The 19,583-nt window shown below is 30.9% G+C and carries 11 protein-coding genes, 1 tRNA gene and 2 pseudogenes; 5 read left to right on the top strand and 9 right to left on the bottom strand.

The window, feature by feature from the left end:
* Positions 1 to 15 precede the first annotated feature (15 nt).
* The 5 genes and pseudogenes from IX290_RS07675 to IX290_RS07655 form a co-directional block, all read right to left on the bottom strand.
* Positions 16 to 252 (bottom strand): hypothetical protein, encoded by a 237-nt coding sequence (locus IX290_RS07675; RefSeq protein WP_211492630.1) that lies wholly within the window; start codon positions 250 to 252, stop codon positions 16 to 18.
* 2 nt (positions 253 to 254) lie between these two features.
* Positions 255 to 605, bottom strand: a complete 351-nt coding sequence (locus tag IX290_RS07670; protein ID WP_211492629.1) for a PBECR4 domain-containing protein — start codon at positions 603 to 605, stop codon at positions 255 to 257.
* A 323-nt stretch (positions 606 to 928) separates the two neighbouring features.
* Positions 929 to 7,846: an autotransporter domain-containing protein gene (locus tag IX290_RS07665; protein ID WP_211492628.1), complete on the bottom strand. Its 6,918-nt coding sequence runs from the start codon at positions 7,844 to 7,846 to the stop codon at positions 929 to 931.
* Positions 7,812 to 8,912: pseudogene (locus IX290_RS07660) on the bottom strand (autotransporter-associated N-terminal domain-containing protein); the annotation flags it as partial. The pseudogene IX290_RS07660 and the gene IX290_RS07665, both read right to left, overlap by 35 nt.
* Before the next feature lie 506 nt (positions 8,913 to 9,418).
* Entirely contained in the window at positions 9,419 to 9,637 is a 219-nt protein-coding gene (locus tag IX290_RS07655; RefSeq protein WP_211492626.1) for a hypothetical protein, read from the bottom strand.
* Between the two features lie 340 nt (positions 9,638 to 9,977).
* Between IX290_RS07655 and IX290_RS07650 the strand changes: the two genes are divergently transcribed.
* On the top strand, positions 9,978 to 13,238 hold the full coding sequence (locus IX290_RS07650; RefSeq protein ID WP_211492625.1) for a P-loop NTPase fold protein: 3,261 nt from the start codon (positions 9,978 to 9,980) through the stop codon (positions 13,236 to 13,238).
* A 38-nt stretch (positions 13,239 to 13,276) separates the two neighbouring features.
* Here the strand turns inward: IX290_RS07650 and IX290_RS07645 are convergent, their stop codons facing one another.
* Complete coding sequence (locus IX290_RS07645; protein WP_211492624.1) at positions 13,277 to 14,353, bottom strand: hypothetical protein; 1,077 nt, start codon at positions 14,351 to 14,353, stop codon at positions 13,277 to 13,279.
* 319 nt (positions 14,354 to 14,672) lie between these two features.
* Here IX290_RS07645 and IX290_RS07640 point away from each other — a divergent pair, with 319 nt between their 5' ends.
* From IX290_RS07640 to IX290_RS07625, 4 genes are all read left to right on the top strand, one after another.
* A complete protein-coding gene (locus tag IX290_RS07640; RefSeq protein WP_211492623.1) occupies positions 14,673 to 15,683 on the top strand; it encodes a hypothetical protein in 1,011 nt (336 codons plus the stop codon).
* Positions 15,684 to 16,101: 418 nt separating this feature from the next.
* Positions 16,102 to 16,665: a 6-carboxytetrahydropterin synthase gene (locus tag IX290_RS07635; RefSeq protein WP_211492622.1), complete on the top strand. Its 564-nt coding sequence runs from the start codon at positions 16,102 to 16,104 to the stop codon at positions 16,663 to 16,665.
* 151 nt (positions 16,666 to 16,816) lie between these two features.
* Complete coding sequence (locus IX290_RS07630) at positions 16,817 to 17,839, top strand: hypothetical protein (RefSeq protein ID WP_211492621.1); 1,023 nt, start codon at positions 16,817 to 16,819, stop codon at positions 17,837 to 17,839.
* A gap of 60 nt (positions 17,840 to 17,899) precedes the next feature.
* A tRNA-Leu gene (locus IX290_RS07625) sits at positions 17,900 to 17,990 on the top strand.
* A gap of 176 nt (positions 17,991 to 18,166) precedes the next feature.
* Here the strand turns inward: IX290_RS07625 and IX290_RS07620 are convergent.
* The 3 genes and pseudogenes from IX290_RS07620 to IX290_RS07610 form a co-directional block, all read right to left on the bottom strand.
* Positions 18,167 to 18,346: a hypothetical protein gene (locus tag IX290_RS07620; RefSeq protein ID WP_211492620.1), complete on the bottom strand. Its 180-nt coding sequence runs from the start codon at positions 18,344 to 18,346 to the stop codon at positions 18,167 to 18,169.
* The gene (locus IX290_RS07615) at positions 18,336 to 19,316 is read right to left on the bottom strand and encodes a DNA repair protein (protein ID WP_256436449.1); all 981 of its coding nucleotides are present in this window, start codon (positions 19,314 to 19,316) and stop codon (positions 18,336 to 18,338) included. The genes IX290_RS07620 and IX290_RS07615 overlap by 11 nt, the downstream gene beginning before the upstream one ends.
* Positions 19,317 to 19,403: 87 nt before the next feature.
* A pseudogene (locus tag IX290_RS07610) lies at positions 19,404 to 19,583 on the bottom strand (RNA-guided endonuclease TnpB family protein); the annotation flags it as partial.

The raw sequence follows: 19,583 nt of genomic DNA, 5'->3' as shown, positions 1-19,583 counted from the left end.
AAACCTCTCCGTTAATTACGAAGAGGTTTTTTTATAACTTTTACTCTGATATACAATTGTTGAATAATCTTTTTCACCTTTCTCTTTTCTTAATATTGCTAATACCTGAGAAAAGTAAGCCCCAACCTTATTAGGCCTTTCTTTTAAAAGTGACGCTGGTACAAAATACTCTCCTTTTTCATGTTTTTTTAATCCCAAAATTATATCTTTATGCTCTCTTTTAGTTCTGTGCAGCAAAATATCAACTTCCAATTTTAAAGAAAAAAATTGTCGTGAAAACAAACTTGTACAGCACTTGAAAATAACAAATTCAATCTTTTGAACATATCTAGTTTTAATTTTGTAGTTCCATTTTCCTTATAATCAATATTTTTTAAGGATAATCTCTTTTTCTCCAGTGCTGAATAAAAATTTGAACCTGAAAGGTTAGTCTGAACTCCTGTTAAATGAAGAAAATTACTTGCTTTACATTTCATTTCAAAACTTTCTTTTTTACCTGTTATTACATTTTTATAAATATATTTATATTCCTTATTTAATAACAGTTCATCAAATACACTTTTCGCTTCTTTAATCTCTTTAAAAAGTTTCTTTTTATCCTGCATCTCTCCCCCCAGTTTAAAAAAAAAGCTACCTCGAAAGGTAGCTGAAAAGGTTTTTCTGTTGTCCACCAACTTGTTGGTCTGAATACCCAACTGCAATTTCGAGTTTTTCTGTTGCTCGCCAACTTACTGGTCTTTATTACCCAGCTGCTATTTTGGATACCCTTTTTCTTACCTAAATGATACTATATTACTCACAAAAAGTCAAGTAAACCATTGAATTTGTTTAACTTTTTATATACTAAATATATATAGAAAGAATGAGGCTGTTGCATTTCTAAATTGTACGACTTAACAACAGCCTCTCTCTTTATTTAGGGGGTAATCTAGAACTTCATTCTGAACTCTAAACCACCATTAAGAGCTTTATCACCTGTTGAATATCCAACTTTTACTGCTACTCCATAACTTTCATTTTCTACTCCTATTCTTCCTACTACTCCAAGATCAATCTTCTCTCTCTTTTCCTTGGGAAGTTTGTAGTAGTCAGCAGTAGTTCTATTTACTCTTGCTCTCATTTGAGCCTTATCTATGTTCCCAAACTCTCTTGAGACATTGACATCAACTGAGGCTACAAGTTTTTTATTTTCAAGAGGTGTATCATATTTTACTTCCACTCCTGCATTTGGCAGTACACTTATATAGTCTTTAGATTTGACATCAAGTCTCATCTCTCCACTATTTTCATGTATCTTACTAATTCTTCCACCTGCAAGGTCTACACCTGCATAAGGCTCAATTGTAAAATGCTCTGATAGTCTGTAGTTAACTCCCAATGTGTTATCTAAAAATACTCCATAAGAGTGATATTTAGATTTTGCTTTAAATATATCATCAACTACAAGATATCTTCTATCCATCTTTCTATAAGATCCTTCAAGACCAGCCTTCCAAGTCCAGTTAAATTCATTGTTATATCCATAAGCATTTGACTTATAGTATCCAATCTGACCTGTAATAGCTTTCTCTTTAGATTTTCCTATATCTCTAAACTTAAACTGCTCGTTAGCCATACCTAAGAACATTCCACTACTTTCTCCAAGTCTTACAGTTTCATTGTTATTAAGTACAAATACACCTTGAACATCACGTTTATAGCCAACTCCTCTTCCTTTTCTAGAACCGATTTTGTCATGTTCACCAAAGAATTTAACCTTCATAGTATCTTTTGTATTAGTTTGCCAGCTCATAAGGTCATCAAACTCTCTGTAAAAGCTATTGTGGCTTAACATAACTCTTTTAGCAGTATTGACATACTGTTTACCTAACATCTCATTTACAGCCTGTTTATAAAGGATCTCTTCATTTTTACCAATGTTATTTATTCTGTTGAACATTTTCTTTTCTCTTGAATCCAGAGCATTCATTCCATATCTTTGCTCCATACCATCCATAAAGTTGTAGATTTGACTGTCTTTAGCTACTGTATCAGTATATTTTATCTTAGTCATTACAACATTTTGAAGTATCTGACTTCCATTAAATCTATTCGGTGCAGCAGCCCATGTAAGTGATCCTGATAGTACATTCCATTGTTCAACCTGTGGGTTATTTATAATAGCTGCGTTATACTCATTAAAGATATTATCTCCAACAATGATAGTTGTTTCATTAGTTGCTTCAGCAGCTTCAGTACCTATTATCAGATCTGCCTCATTTACTTTAAGAGTACCATTGATTGGGTGAGTAAAGTCAATACCAGATGTATCAACATACATACCAATCTTTTCAAATATTGCACCTTCGTTTTTATGGTCTGGCATAAGTCCTTCTACAACTTCAGGCTTAACAATTACCTCATCAATTGTATAATCTGAAGTTGGAGTCATATTAACTCTGTCAAAGTATATTGGTTCTACAAGGATTCCATCTACTGCAATATTCGTATCCTTATTTTCTCCAGGGTTATGAACAGTGATAACTGTGCTACCTACTGTTTTTTCATTACCTGACATAGCATTGTGCTCATATACTGGTGCATTAGTTGTGTTAGCTTCAATTTTACCACCTACAACCTTGTATATTCCTTTTCCTGTATCTTCATGTATTGTGATGTTACCATAGTTTTTAAGTATAGCACCTGTATCAAGATATATTGCTGATGCTCCTGTAGCTCCTGGGAATATCTCAATATTTGCTCCAGCAGCATTTATTCCTACAGCTCCTTTACCAAGATACATACCCATAGCTTTTTTACCTCTAATGTTGATTGTACCTTCGTTTGTAGCCTTAGAACCAGTTCCTGCTGCATACATACCGATACTTTCCTCTTTATCTACATTTATTGTACCTTTGTTTATTATGTTACCACTGCTTTCACTTAGGATATTTCCATAGTCATCCTTTTCCAGATGACCTGCTCCCATACCGATACCATAGATTAAGTTTTCAGTACTACTTTGAGAAACGTTGATAATACCACTGTTTATAGCAGGTTTCATATTTGGATTATTGCTTGTTGAGTAGATTCCTATACTTCCCAGTTCATGTGAGAAATCTATATTTCCGTGGTTTTCAAACTGTCCAGCTACATAGTATCCATAGTTTCCATCTGAAATTTCAGTAGTGTTATCTGTTGACCTTCCCTTTAAATTTGTCCATGATTCAATTCCACCAGCAATTGGAGTTTCATCAATTGAGTAAACATAGATTGATTCTCCATTGAGCTTAGCATTTGGAGTTCTTATCTCAACCTTGTTGTTACCATTTTTCTTTGCAATGCTTAGTCCAATACTGTGTTTTCCAAGGTCTATTGATGAGAAATTCATCTTGATATCAGAATCCTTTCCATCATGGTGAAGAGCAATTGTTTCATTATTTTCTTCACCTTGGGCAACCTTCATAGTTCCTGCAAGATTAGCTATAGTGTTGTCATGAGTTAGTATTCCAATTCCTGATTTACCAATCTCTATATTTGAGTTTGCAGTAGAATCAACATCATAACCATAGAATCCTACTGTATTTTCTCCAGTTATAAGCTTACTGTCATTTGTAAACTTAGTTCCTTTTTCTTTTATATATACTCCTATATTTTTACTATCTGTAGGAGTGTTACCAGTGATATTAACTTCGCCACTGTTTTTAACATCTCCATTTCCTTCAGCATATATTCCTACAATTCCGCTTCCCTGACCATTAGTTGTAATTTTAGCATTGTTTAAAACACCAGTAGTGTTTTTAATTACAATACCTTGAGCCTTTGAAATAGTACCAGTTCCATCACCAATTATGATATCTCCGTTGTTTTCAAACTTATCAGAGTTAAATGTAAGAACTGCTGTTGAATTTGAACCAGACTTAATAGCACCATCATTTTTAAAATCTAGTGATTCTGAAACAAAGATACCTGTGTTACCCTCTCCAATATTCATTGCACTCTTGTTGTATACTCCAGTTTTATCTGTAAATATACCGATAGAATTTTTTCCATTTAAGTTAATAGTTCCCTCAGTATCCACATCATAAGTTGCAACAGGATTATCCTTGATTGAGTATATTGCAACTGAGTTATCTCCATCTAAAGTGATATCATTATTTACCTTAACTTTAGAGTTGTGAGCATTTACCAGTACCATTCCAGGTGTGCTGTAGTTTTGAGCTCTCCAGTCAGGTGCTGCAATATTTATTTCAGCATTCTCCATAGCTATATAGTTAAATCTCTTAGTTCCAGAAGGATCATTATTAATTGTTATATTTGAACTTATTGGGTCTACAGCCTCATTTTTAAATACAAATATTGTATTGTTATCTCCTTTAAGATTTATTGTAGAGTTAAGTATGTGATTAGATGTTGTACCAGGAGTTTTTCTTATATCATAAGCTATAGCACTGTCAGTAAGATTGATAGTTCCATTATCTACTAACTCTCCATCTTTGATGCTTATAGCTGTAGAATCTTTTTTAACACTTATTGTTCCTCTATTCTCAACTTTAGTGTCTTCAGCAAATATACCAATAGAGTTTGGTGCTTCTGTTAGGTCTATAGCTGAATTTGGTCCATTTTTGATGTCAGATGTTGCACTTGGATAAGTTGCACTATCATTTTTAGCAAGTATACCAAAAGTTCCAGTTTTTCCAGCAATAGCCTTAATTGTTCCTGTGTTTGTGATATTTATATTTTCATTTCCAACTTCACAACTTGGATCTCTATTGATAGCGTAGATTCCTACTGAACCGCTACCTAGCTCTATATTTCCACTGTTAGAAAGAATAGTTCCACTGTTTCCGTACATAGCCAGAGCGTTATCTCCAGATACAACTACATCTCCAATGTTGTTAACAGTTACATATCCTCCACCTAGAGCAGTAGTAGTCTTAGCAGGTTTACCAGTTGTTGGATCTGCAGGAACACTGTTTCCAGTCAGTTCAATCTTTCCTTTATTGATTATCTTAATCTTATCAATAGTTCCACCCTCATAGTTATTTTGGTAGAAAGCTATCTGTCCTGGTTTTGCACCTTTAACTACAACAGGATTTCCATCTGGATCTTGTGCTTCTACAGTTACATTTGCTGCAGTCATATTTATCTTACCAAGCATATCATCTGGATTATCAAAATCTCCTGCTCTATCCACAATCATAGTTCCACGGTAGACAGAGAATAGCTTGTAATCTCCAGTTCCATTTGGTCCATTTTCAACTACAATATTATCTCCAAATGTATCAGTTACTGTGGTAAGTTGGCTAAGTTTTATATTACTCTTATTAAGAAGCAGAAGAATACTTCCGTCATCCATCTTCAGATGTAATTTTTCAGGACCATTTGGAGTTTTAGTTTTAACCCACCAGTCTATATGTTTTTTTATAAAAGTGGACTGGTTACCTGTAGCTGTATCTTCAATATAGAATGCAGTGCCACCTTCCAGGATATTTACATCTACATCACTTGCAAGTTCAAGACTTGAATAGTTTGGCAATCTATTTCCACTTCCATAGTTATATGTAAGTAGGGAATTTTTACCAACAATGATTTTCAGATTTCCACTTGAATTATCAAGAGTTATTGAAGTATTGTCAGGATATAGAGCTACTGCTCCATCAGCTACAGTTATAGTACCACCTTTTAATAGGGTAGGCTCATTGGCATGTGTAACTCTGGCATATACAGCCATAGAACCTTTTCCTTTTGCTGTAACTTCAGCATTAGGGTTACTCATCTCAAAAGTTCCCTCGTTAAATACACCAACTGATTTTATACCAGTCACTGTTATTTTTCCTTCATTTTTACCAGTAGCTGAAACTGGAGTTGTCGGATGCTCTTTTTTAATAACCATTCCCGCACCGCCAGTTACATTTTCAATGTTTATAGTTCCCTCGTTTAATATATCAGCTTCTCTTTGAGCCACCATACCAAAAACCCTGTTTTTCATATCACTGCCATGACCGGCATTGTCTATTTTACCTTTGTTTATAGCCTGTGCTACAGCTTCTTTGTGAGTGCTAGTAAATTCTTCTTTAACCTTACCATCAGAGATCATACCTACGGATTGTTTTCCTAAAAGATGTATATATCCATCAGTATCATTTATTACTTTAGTAGATGGATCCTGGTCTTTTAGTTTTACAAGGATTCCTGCATCAGATACTGGTACCTGTTCTGCATACATCCCTATATTCATAAGGTATTCAACTTTATTATCTTTTACAATTACTGCTTCAGGAACTGTTTCAGGGTTTGAAAATACCTCTGGGTCAGCAGTTATCTCAATAGTTCCCTTGTTAGTCATATCTGAAGCAATATTTACATACATTCCGACACTGTTAGCTATGTTGTCTTTTAGCTTGATACTTCCATCATTTACAGCTTTTCCTTTTGGTAGAGAGACATATAAAGAGTTTTCCAAATATTTTCTTGCCTCTTTCATAATATCCTCTATGACAATTAATTCAACTGCCTTTTTTTTAGAATCGTTATGTTCAATTGAATATTTTGTATATGCATCTACTATTTTAGGAAGCTGTGCATAAAAGTCATCTACATTAAAATCAACATTAGGTCTTACAAAGCTGTCATCTATAAGTAATCCCATTCCAACAGAGCTATCTGCTTTATCCACACCATCAGGATTTTTTCTAAGCTCTATCTCTCCACTGTTTATAAATGATACTTTATTATCATTGTAATTTGGACTGGTTGCCATTGACCATTTCATAGCATAAGAGTTATTTCCACTCATTTTTATCTGTCCAGTGTATTCCTTACCTTCTGGATAATCACTAGAAACATTGTTATTTCCCCAGTTAGGATATTTTCCTTTACCATTTATCAATGAAACTGTTGTTGCAGTTATTGGTGGATTAATATATGTGCTTCTTACTTTATTAATATGTTCTTTTAAATCTTCATCTTTAAAACTTGTATCTACAATTTCAGTTGGTTTTGTGCTGCCTGGATTATCCTGGTTATATTTTTCTGCAATGGTTTTATATCTGTCTTTTACCATTGTAATTAACTCAGTTTCAGGACATTCATACTTTGAAAGCGTAATCTGTGGAAAAACTATATGTTCAGTAGGACTTTGAGTGTAAATAGAATAAGATTCTCCATTTCTCTTTAAATAAGAACTATAAGCATAGAGTCCTATACTTTTTTCTCCTCTGAAATCTATAATTCCATCATTTTCTTTTATACCTTTTGTATTTTCCTCTTCAATCTGTGCTAATCCAATCTTATATCCAACATAACCATCTTTACTTCTTCTTATCTCATATTCAGCTAATTTTGCATTAGGAACTAATTTGTTCTGGTGCATAAAAGACAGAGATCCAGGAAAACTTGGTCCTAAAAGTACATTTCTTGTTTTTACAGTTCCATCACTTCGTGTAACCTTATTTCCATCTGCATCAAGTATAGGAACATTCATAGGTTTTTGAGTAACATTACCACTTGAATCTTTAACTGTGTATTGATTATTAAGGTAATTTGATCCTGTCCTTGTATCTTTGTAAACTGGCATCTTTTGTATGTAGAGTTCATCTTTTTCATCAATATCAGTTATTGTAGCATAGTTTCTAATATGTTTATCATCACTTGAATCCTGAACTGCTACTCCAAATACAAGAGGTCCTGCCATCTGAATCTTGGCATCTGGAACTACCAATGAAGCTGCATCACTGTCAAATTCTATTGCTCTTCCTCCACCAACCATAAAGTATTGGCTATTTCTAGATTCCAGCTGTTCTTTTGTATAGTAATTTAAAGTCTGAGATTCATATCCATTTGCTTTTGGTGCTTTCTCTTGCAAACTTATTTTCCAAACTGGCTTTTCCAGTAGGGTCAGCCACAAATCCCTTAGGTTGTGGCACGTTTATTCCACATATAGATATTCGAGGTGCTGCTGAAGGGTTGAATGAATCGATTTTTATGACATTTTCTCTGTCAGTTGCTTCATTAAAGTTCTTTAAGTTGATATCATTTGGAAATCCAGAAATATAATTAGTTTTGAATGTTAATTTATCAGGTGGTAGTCCCCAATCATTATCTCCCCAGGTGTTATGATAGATTTGGAAGCCAGACTTAAATTTTGTTCCACTGGTTACAGTATTAAGGTAATCTCCACTTGAATATATATTTCCTCCAAAGTTGTTATCTGCATATGCCAGGAACACAAGATTTGATGGTCTTGGCATTGGCGGCATCACAATATCAGGACTCACTGGTGCAAAAGTATTTATTCTTACATCAGGTTGTGCTGGTTCATCTGGTGATGCAGGAATACTTACAGATTGTGGAACTGTTATTGGAATGGATTCTACACTTATTGAAATAGGTTCTTTTTCAACTATCCTTGGCTTAATTGAAGGTGTAAGTGCAATTCCAATTGGATACTCTACAGGTACTTTTATCTGTAGGTATTCATCATCTGTTTCCCCTTCATATGAGTAGATATAATTACCAGGATTTGATTTTTTTTCCTGTTCAATCAGCTTTTCAACTTCATGAAAGTTCGAACTGATTGGGCTTGTGTTTCTTACAAAAAGATTTTTACTACGTTCAAACCTATAACTATATGGGTATCTGTCATGAATTTTATCCCTGTTCCACCAATAGTTAATTCCCACTTGCCATGATCTTTCCCAAGGTTTAATTACCTGTTTACCCTGCTCTAAAAGTTGTAATATTTCAAGATTAAGGTGATTAGCACTGCTTTCATTTTTTCTTATTAAATCTTCAACAGTCTTTTGTTCACCTTGAATTTCTGCACCTAACTCCTGTCTTGTAGGTACATTTTCAATAATTTCTTCTATAATTACTATCTCTTCTGCATAAGTTAAGTTTCCAGTTATCAGAAATGCTACAAGCACTCCTGCTGAATAACTAACTCAATGTCTTAGATCTCTTGAGAAATCTTTTGATACTCTTTTCAATTTCAGCTATGTTATTCATAACTCCTCCCTTTGTGTTATAAAGAACATTCTGTAATATCTCTATCAAGTATGAAAGATAAGTATCTTGTGAAATGTTAAAGAAAAAAATGTGATATATTTATGATTATACCATGTTAAAATTGAATATTCAATGGTATATAGTACTATTTTATTATATAATAACACCAGTATTTACAAGTGTTAATTGCCTATTTACTTAAAAAAAATATGATGATTTGGTGATGATGTTTTTCAGAAATTCTATACAGGTTAACAAATAAAATTCACTTAGCTATAAATTCTTTCTATTTATTTTGCTCACTCTGTTTCGCTGCATAAATTACGAAACAATTTCTAATGCCCGTGAATTTTATTTTTAAAACCTATTGGTAGAGTTCTGTAATTTATCACAAAAAACAGGATGGAATACTCCACCCTGTATCTTTGGTTTATCTATTTTTTAACTGTTCTTCTTTTTCTACATCAAATATTATAAGTGCTGAGTGAGTACTACTATTAGCAAAAGAATAATGAATCTCCTTAATTATTCTTCCGCTTAGTAATATATCAGTCATAGCTTTTTCAAATTCTTTATCACCAATCACATTGACTATTTTTACATATTTTCCCTTATTTGGATCCTTTGGTTGTTTTGAAAAACATCCCATATAAATCCCTCCTTGATTTTATATAGTATATCTCTTCTGTTAATATTATACTATATAATTTGAAGACTTGCAGGTATGTGAGGAAATCTTTATCTTGTATCAGTTAAAATATAATAATATACGGATATGTTCTAGCTGACTAGATTATATTATGTATCTTTTATAGGGATTTACGCTAGTAATGGAATTTACAGGTGTAAATATGTTATAATGGTACTGAAGATGTATGATAAATAAAAATGTATTTAATGAATAATTTAACGTTATTAAAATAAACAGGATTAGACTTTAGTAAATAAAAAAGCTCGTAAAAACTTAAAAAAAAAAGAGGTGTATAATATTGGAAAAAATAAAACATGTATTTTTATCTGACAAAGCTGAAGGTAATGATAGTTTTGCATCTCAAGCACACAGTAAAATAGCAAAACAAATAAAAGAATTAATATTATGTAATGATGAATATATTACCCCGCATTTAATAGGAGTAGAAGGAAAATGGGGGAGTGGAAAGTCAAATGTTATTAAAATAGTAGAAAAAGAAATAGAAGAGGAACAAAAACAAGGGGAAAATAAAATTCCAAATCAATATATTTTTTTCTATTACGATGCATGGGCACATCAAGAAGATTTACAAAGAAGATCTTTCTTAGAGAATTTGACTGAGAAGATGGTCGAAGTTAGTGGATGTGGAGAAGAAAACGTATGGGAAAATAGTTTAACTAATCTTTTAGCAAGAAAAACGAGAACAGAACAAAAGGAAGTTCCTGCTTTAAGCAAATGGATGTTATTATTTTTGGGTATGGGTTATATTTTTAATTTAATTGCAAATTCATTAGGTTCAGGGCTTAGAAATTTATTATGGAAATTTTTAATACTTTTATCATTTATAGCTGTTATCATAATGTGTTATTGTTACAAAAAGTATTTTAAAAAAATAGATATAAGTTTTTCAGAGTTATTTTATTTATATAGAGAAAAAACTTTAAATAAAACTTTGGAAACAATTACGTCAACTGAAGAACCATCTGTTAGAGAGTTTAAGAAATGGATGAATAATATTTCGCAATTTTTAGGGGAACATAATAAAAAAATGATAATAGTATATGATAACATAGATAGATTACCACCTGAAAAAGTTAGTGAAATCTGGTCTTCAGTCCATACTTTCTTTTCAGAGCAAAGATATGACAATATTACAGTAATTGTTCCTTTTTCAAAAGAACACCTATTACTTGGGTTGAAAGCAAATGATGATAGTAAAATTTTAGAAAAAACTTTTCAAGTAGTATACAAAGTAACACCACCTGTTTTAAAAGATTGGAAAGAATATTTTTCTAATCTAATGAAAGATGCATTTGAAAATATAGGCATAACGGAAATGGACATTGAAAGTATAAGAATATTGTACGATAAAAGAAATTATGAAATAACACCAAGAGATATAAAAATTTTTATAAATGATATGCTCGTATTAAATTCTATCTATGATGATATTCCATTAAAATATGTAGCTTTATACGTGCTTTTTAAGAAAGAAATAGATAAAGATTTTAGAAAAATTATACTTGAAGATTTTGATTCAGATGATACAAAAAAACAAAATAATAAATGTGATATTTCTGAATATATTAAAATTTTAGGTAAAGAAACACCAAAGTATTTATCTGCTTTATATTTTGGTGTTACTCCTAATACTGCAATTCAAACCTTATTAGGAAGAGATATTGAAGTAGCTTTAAGAAATGGAAATTATGAAGTAATTGATAATTGCGTTAAAGTAGAAGGATTTTTTCATGTTTTAGAAACTGTTGTTTTTTTATTTAATGCTTCTACAGTAGATATAGAAAAACTTGTACTTGCTATAAAAAATATAGAGCCAAATAAAGAATGGGAGAAAATTTTAAATCATGTCGTTCATGATTTGTTTGATGATAACACAACACAATTTAGTTTTAAAGATTATCATAAAATTTTAATCAAAAAATGTCCTACTGAAACTGCACATATTATAAAAAAATTAGCAAGTTTGGATATATCTTATAATACAGAAGAAATAACAGAAACGTGTAATGAAATTATGATGTTGGATGATTATGCTAAAGACAGAGGTATTGATATAGAAAATGACATGGTAGAGCATACGTGTGAACCAGATTTATTTTTACAAGTATTAAAAATAGTAGATAAAAAATATAAGAGATATAAATTTAAAGTATCTGATGAATCACTTGATAGTTATTTAGAAAAAAATATAAAAGAACTTCCGAAAAATATGGTAAATGCCATTAAATTAGTTTTAAAAAATTTCAAAATGGAAAGATTAAAAAAATTAACTTCCGCTTTATTTGAAAATAAAGAAAGTAAAGATATTGATGAATGGTTTTATATTGTTTTAAATGAGGAGTTAATCAATACTCAAAAAACTTTCGGACAATTAGAACTTCAACTTTCGTCATTTTTTTCAAATTCTGGAGATATAATCGAGAAAGACAGCGAAATAAGAAAGTATGTGCTATGTATTTTTATGAGTATAGTAGCAGAGCATCCAGATGAAAAAAGTAGTATTTCTTATTTTGATACAATATTTAATATTACAGATAATGAATTACTAAATCAAATTTCAGAAATAATAGTTTATTATATTTCATTTGATAAAATACTAGAATTGTTTTCTGAATATAAAAGTTCTAAATTTATTAAGAAAGTACTTAATACACTATATAAAAATAATAATATTCAACATTTAAATGTTTTAAATGTATTGAAAAATTATAATAGCATTCGTGATATAGTTGAGGACAATGATATCAAAAAATTCTTTGAAATATTTGATCAATTTTATATGAATTCAGAAATTGAAATAGATTATAAGGATGCTCCAGAATTAATTTCTAAGGAGTTTATGCCAGATATAAGTCAGTTTCCTGAATTCAAGTCTGTGGACCTTCTTCAAAGAATATATATTGAATATTTTAAAGATGAAGATACTGAAAAATTTTTATTTAATGAGATAAGTGGTGAATCTTATGACAAATCAGAAATACTATCTTTATTACTGGATAGAAATGCTTTTAAAATTTCAAACTCAATATGTGAGGAATATATTGATATTTTAAAAAACATATCCAAGAATAAAATTAAACTAAATGCAGAAAATATTAAGATTCTTGACTCAATTTATAAAAGAATTAACAAAGAAATATTAATCGAACCTATAACAATTGATATAAAAAAAGAGTATCTTAAGGACAATCGTGAAACTATGACAAAAGATGAATTTTTATTTTTTATAGATAAATTTATAAATTTAGGAGTATTTAATGAACATTTAAATACAAATGACGATGAAATTGCATATTTAAAAGTACTGAAAACATTTATATTTCCTTTTATTGACTTTGATAAGACTTTAAATGTTTTGGAAAATAGTCAAATAATTCAAGACAACATTTTCTTATTAGGAGATAAGGTTTTTTCTTCAATAGGTGAATTAAAAAGAAAAATTGAGGAAAAACATGATCAATATCCAAAAATTTCTGAATTAATAGGAAAACTTGAAAATAAAAATAACGTTAAAGATAAAGAGAAAAAATTATTATAAACTAAACTTTACCAAGCTGGACTAACCCTCCAGCTTTTTTAAGCACTCATCCCTCTGCATCTTGATTTTAAAGACGTTAAATAACTCTTAAATCCATATATATCAAGCTGAGAAAGTCTGCTTCTGCTTTTATTCAGTTCCTCTATTGGAATACAGCTTATAATCCCCTCAACCTCTGCTTTCAGCTCCTTATTTGTTGTAATTCCACTGTATCTTGAGAGCCACTTTTTCTTCTCAGAAGTAAGTTCATTTTTAACACTCTCTTTTTTCTTAACCTCAAAATCCCACTCACCTTTCAATCCCATGTACAGTATTGCATTAAAATTCTCCCCTTTTCCAGATTGTACATACTCCTCAGTAAATTTATACACCTTATGAAATCTCTCCTCAGTTAGCCCTTTTATATTCTTTTGGATATTTCTTATGGTGTTATTATTAAGCTCTGGATATATCTCTTTTTTCAAAAAATTATACACAAAAGGACTACTACTCATTTTCTCATTCTTTTCAAACTCACCATCTCTAGTAGTAGTTTCTTTATTTGTAAATCTTTTATTAGTTACTCTATCCTTAGTAAATCTATTATTAGTATATTCTTTTATTAGTAGTGTTGGATTTTCCGCTAGAGGTTTTTCCACTTGTGGTTTTTCCTCACGTGGATTTTCCGCTGACGGTTTTTCTCCAGATGACTTGTCCATCTCTCCCCTGTTATTCTTTACTTCTGTTTTTTCATTCTTTGAAGGTTTATATGTTAAAGTGCACCCTTCAGGTACCTCTATAATCTCACTTTTAAGTGTATCTAAAAGCTCCTTACTAAATGGTGTTGGCACCTCATATGCCACATATATATTTTCCTTGATTATCCCCTTTTCTCTCACTTCAAATAGGTGGCAATAATTATTGTCTCTAAGTTCCATAAGAGCTGTTCTAAATGAGTCGATTCCATCTTTTTTAGTCTTTTTGAGGTGTTCCACCTTTATCTTCCAATCCTCAGGTCTTCCTATAAGGTATACAAGAAGTCCAGTTGCCTTAAGGGATAATTTTGCATCCTCTACACTTTTTTTATCAATTTTAATATAGTACCCATCTCTTTTTTTCACTTTTATAATTGCCATTGCTCCTCCTATTTTTCCATTTTATTCCTATTAACATATGGTAAGCCACTTGTGGAATTTTAGTAAGAGAACTAATAGTAACTATTAGTAACTACTGGAAAGGAATTTAAATTATTTTATAATAATGAAAAAAACATTGTAATTATTTAAAAAATATATAACTGAGTCAAAATTGTGAAAAATAGCTATATTTATTCGTCATGTTCACGTCATAAATATGTATAAAGTGTGTATTTTTTAAAAAAGTGATTGAAATTTAGCCTAATATAGTATATTATCTACGTATAATATACTTCAAACAAGGAAGGGATTAAAAATAATGAATAAAACTATTGAAATAAGTAAATTCGTAAAGAATAGCAAAAACAAGATTTCTGATACAATACCTAGAGAATATATTACAGCTACTGGAAAAGAAATTTCCTTACTTGTAAAAAATCGTCTATTAAATCTTGAAGAATTATCAGGTTTTGAAAAATATAAAAACTATTTTATTAGATTTACCAATGATGGAATTACAGACTGTTTCTTTTTAATGGAAAAGAAAAGAGCTAAAAAGTCACAACTTATTGTTACAGGGCAAATGGCATATAATGCAAAGGATATTAAAACACTTCAGCATTTAAAACTCTCAGGAAATTCCTATGCTGGACTTTTGGCATACCCTTGTCTTGTCCTTACCAAGATGCCATATCTATATGAGCAGGTAAATAGTATGAGCAAAGAGGAAAAAGATTTCTACTACCATGATCTGCATAAACTTACAACTCTCATTGCAGTATATTTTCTCTATAATCATGTGCAGGACAGCAGTTTTTTATCTGCAACTGAGAAGCACGATAAAAAAATTATACTTAATAAATATACACAGGAGGGTTATTCTCCAGTAAGTATAAACACATGTCCCAAGTATCTTTTACACTTTTTAAAAGATCTCCACAGGGACAGAAATACATTGAGTCTATATGAGCTTACTCACATACCAAAACTTCTAAATTTCTTTATATCTATTATTGAAAAAGAAGATGGATTGGATAAGATTACTATATTTGAAAGAACTCCTGAAAAGGATATAGACCTTATAGTCACAACTTTATTTTACAGAAGAGATAAGGTAAAGGAAAGCAATTATGAAAACAGAGGAAGAATCAGAAAATTCCCATTTGTTCATGTAAAAACACTTGCTGCATATAATGATTACGATGAAAAACCTCAGTATATTTTCCCATACAATGAGGTATTTGATTTCATAATCAATATGTTCGCCTTTTATCTTTATCTGAAAAATCACAAAAAGAAGAGCATAAAGGTAAAAAAAACAGAAAAATAAATTTATATATAAAAAAAGCTGATGCATTTATAAGATTATAAAAATTAAAATTCTTGGCATTAGAAATTGTTTCGTAATTTATGAAGCGAAACAGAATACTGAAAATCCGACTGTCTGAACGGAGTGAGTTTCGGATTTTCTTTCTGTAAGCAATATAAATAGAAAGAATTGATAGCTTAAAGAATTTTATTTTTATAGATTTGCATCAGTTTTTTTATTTTCTATATTTTTTATTTTCCTTATTTTTACTGGGTTTTTCTTACTATTTTGTAATAATTACAAAAACATTATAATTTTATATTGACAATGAGTTTAATAAGTGATATTATAATCACATGAAATAAATACAGCACCAATTAAGTATAGAAAGTGCTGTTAATAAAATGTTTATTAGTCGAAATTTAAGGGAGGAAATTTTATGAGAAGTATTGCACAATTTGATTTACAATATGCACACAGATTTTATGGTTTTAGAGGGGAAGCTCAATATCTACATGGTCACACTGGAGTATTAACTATTGAAGTAGAAGATTCAGTTAATCCAGGAGTTAATATGGTATTCCCATGTAACGAAATTCAAAAGACAGCATGGAGCCTATTAAAGAACTTTGACCACGCTTTAGTTTTAAGAGAAGATGACCCATTATTACCTGCAATATTAGATGTATATGAAAAACAAGGAATAAAAGATGGAGCACCTAACAATGTAATGAAGGGAGAAGCTTTCAAAACTGAACTTGCTACTGCATACCCTGATTGCCGTTTAGTTGTAACTAAAGAAACTATGACCGTTGAAGGAATGATTAAGATTGTTTACGACTTATTAAAAGACAAACTTAACATTGCTAAAATCACATTTACAAGTGGTGTAAATGCTACATCTGCAGAATTCACAACTAAAAATGATATTGAACGTTGCCCATTATGTGGTATTGCTTTAAATGAAAACCACGTATGTCCAAAATGCGGATATAAAAAATAATTAGTGCCTAACCAAATTCAAGATAGATAAAGATAGCCAGTAGAATATTCTGCTGGTTATTTTTTTTATATAAATAGAGGAAAAAAGAGAAAGAGTGCAAATAAAAATACAGATTTCTATTTTATTATTTTTTTCTAAAACTGGAGGTAACATGGAAGAAAAAATAAAGTTTTATAGATTAAATAAATACGCTAATCCTGATGGCACTCCTACTTTGGACATTTTTGAGAAATCTCTTAGTGAGATAAATGAAACAGGAGAAAAGATTGCAGGGAAGATAAAAAATAAAAAGCTGTTTTTAAAAGATATAACTGATGAGCCACTTTTTAAAGATATGTACATGGTTTTTGAATTGGAAACATTCCATGAAACAGAGAATTGTTTATTCTGCATTTTTAATAACAATAACAATATCATCTTTTTTGGAAATATGTATTACGATGATGAAAGCTCCTTACAAGTTTTAAAAGACCAGGGAGTCTATAATGGTCCGTGTCTTATCTCTCAGCATATATATTATAACACCTTTAAAGCTTATACAGACTATAAAGGATATATAGAATGTAAAGGAATGGCAAATCTTCCATGGCAACTTTTTAAAAAAATCTCTTGTGATATTGAAATGTTTTTTCTATACAATCATAGAGAAAAAAAGATTGATTTTTCTCTGACAGAGATGGAAAAAAAGATGATGTTAACTATTCAAATTCATGATAGAAATACAAATGAAGTAGCTGAAGAAATAGTAGACTATTCTACAAATATTGCGTATGGTTTTTTTAGAAACTCTATAGTTTGGGACTTCTCTATTGCAGATCTTGATCAAGTAAAGATAGAAGAAGTTAAAAACTGCTATATTCCCTTTGCATTCGTCCCACAAGGAATAAGTGGATTTCTTTTTGCCCGTTTCGAAAATATGAAAGATACCATTAAACTCTATGAAGGACAGTTTTTTTATTCTAAAGAAATGCTGGAGAGCTATCTTAAAGAAAATGAGAAAGAACGTGATTCCTACAGTGGAATAACTAAATTCCCATGTGTCTCTTTTTATTCATTACTTTCCAATACTCCAAGTGATAAGGAACTGACAGCTTATTATTATTATATGTTTATGATGGGAATAATGTTTAATTCAGGATATGAAGAGTTTACTGAGGAGAGTACCAACAACTAATTTGTTTTTATTCAAAAAAATATTGACTTTTTTATCCAAAGTATATAAAATCAATATATAGCCTGGATGGCGGAATTGGTAGACGCGGAAGACTCAGGATCTTCTGGTGGATTAAAACACCTTTGGGGTTCAAATCCCCTTTCAGGCACCACACTATAAATAATAATGGGGTTGTGAATCTCTAAAATTATAAGAATAAAATTCTCGATATTAGAAATAGTTTCGTAATTTATGCAGCGAAACAGAATACTGAAAATTCGACTGTTTGAACGAAGTAAGTTTCGGATTTTCTTTCTGTGAGCAAGATAAATAGAAAATATTTATACCCTAGAGAATTTTATTCTTTTTTAATTTGGAACAACCCCATTTTTTTAAACAAATTTTACTATTATTTTCTTCCTCTTTCTGTCTCTCCACCTCTTTTATCATTTCATAGTACCCTTTCAGTGCTGCAAAGGGCATAAACTGTTTTGCTCTGTCCTCTCTTTTCATATTATCACCATCCATTATGTCCACCTATAAGTTTATTTCTCAACATTCCAGTGGCCTTCTTTTTAAGGGAATTACACCTCATTATTGAATTTTTACCAAATTTTACCTTTATATCAGCAACTGTTTTCTGCACTCTGTTTTCATCAGCATCATCTTTATACTCATCAAAAAGATGGAGTTGCAACCTGCTTATATGTTTTACATTGTTAAATGAAATACCCAGTTTTTTAATTGGATGCTCATATGAAACTGTATCCCTAAAAAGGCTTTTAAAGGCAGTTTCCAGCACTTTATAAGAGTTTGTATAGAAAGGAAGTTTTCTGGATCCTCCTGTTCTTTTACGCACTTCACCAGAATATCCAACACTGAGGGAGATATTGTCACTCTTAAGATCAAAGGGAACCATCTCCAACAGAAGATTATCTATCATCTCTTTAAGTACAGTCCATGCATCAGTATAGTTATAATCCTCAAAAAGTATCTGAGAGTTACTCACACTGTGAGAAGATGAGGTATATCTTTTTATATCCTCCATGGTACATGTCTCTATCCCTTTTGCATGATCAATTAAAAGCTCTGCATTTATACCAAATAATTTATACATAACCTCGCAATCTGCCTCTCTAATCCCTTTCAGGTTAGTTATCCCAATACCAGCAAGGGTCGTAGCAATCCCCTGTCCTATACCCCATATATCAGTTATAGGCTCATATTCAGAGAGATGCTCATAAAAGGATTTCCTATCCAGTACCCCAATATTATCTGGAACCCTTTTGGATATTATATCCATAGCCACTTTAGCTAAAAATAGATTGGTTCCCAGACCTCCAGTAGCACATATTCCAGTACGTCTATATACCTCGTTAATTATCTCTTTTAAAATATCAATTGGTTTTTTCCTATAAAGTTCAAGATAAGGAGTCATATCAAAAAAACACTCATCAATTGAGTAAATATGTATGTGATTTTTGCAAAAGTAATCCAGATATATCCCATAGGTGAACTACTCACCACCTATAGAGGTGGGAGCTTCGTAATTACTCATCAGAGTAGTTCTAAAGAAGTTTGATAGTTAAGCTATCCTTATTCTTGCAGGTGTGTCCACTACACCCCTACTGTATAGGACTTCTAAGTCCGCTACATTACTTTTTCTTAGAATATTTAATGCTCCATTTACATCTGCATTAAGTATATAACCTTTTGAAGTTTGATATAATCCTCTCTTTATTCTTTTTCCTAAAAAAGAGTAAGA

Source organism: Fusobacterium sp. DD2, from assembly GCF_018205345.1.
Classification (GTDB): Bacteria; Fusobacteriota; Fusobacteriia; order Fusobacteriales; family Fusobacteriaceae; genus Fusobacterium_A.
This window is presented reverse-complemented; position numbering and strand designations above follow the sequence as displayed.

What these genes read in the sequence shown, in the direction of transcription:
- IX290_RS07670 (WP_211492629.1), bottom strand. Translation starts at nt 605, where the DNA reads ATGCAGGATAAAAAGAAACTTTTTAAAGAGATTAAAGAAGCGAAAAGT.
- IX290_RS07655 (WP_211492626.1), bottom strand. Translation starts at nt 9,637, where the DNA reads ATGGGATGTTTTTCAAAACAACCAAAGGATCCAAATAAGGGAAAATAT.
- IX290_RS07645 (WP_211492624.1), bottom strand. Translation starts at nt 14,353, where the DNA reads ATGGCAATTATAAAAGTGAAAAAAAGAGATGGGTACTATATTAAAATT.
- IX290_RS07640 (WP_211492623.1), top strand. Translation starts at nt 14,673, where the DNA reads ATGAATAAAACTATTGAAATAAGTAAATTCGTAAAGAATAGCAAAAAC.
- IX290_RS07635 (WP_211492622.1), top strand. Translation starts at nt 16,102, where the DNA reads ATGAGAAGTATTGCACAATTTGATTTACAATATGCACACAGATTTTAT.
- IX290_RS07630 (WP_211492621.1), top strand. Translation starts at nt 16,817, where the DNA reads ATGGAAGAAAAAATAAAGTTTTATAGATTAAATAAATACGCTAATCCT.
- IX290_RS07620 (WP_211492620.1), bottom strand. Translation starts at nt 18,346, where the DNA reads ATGGATGGTGATAATATGAAAAGAGAGGACAGAGCAAAACAGTTTATG.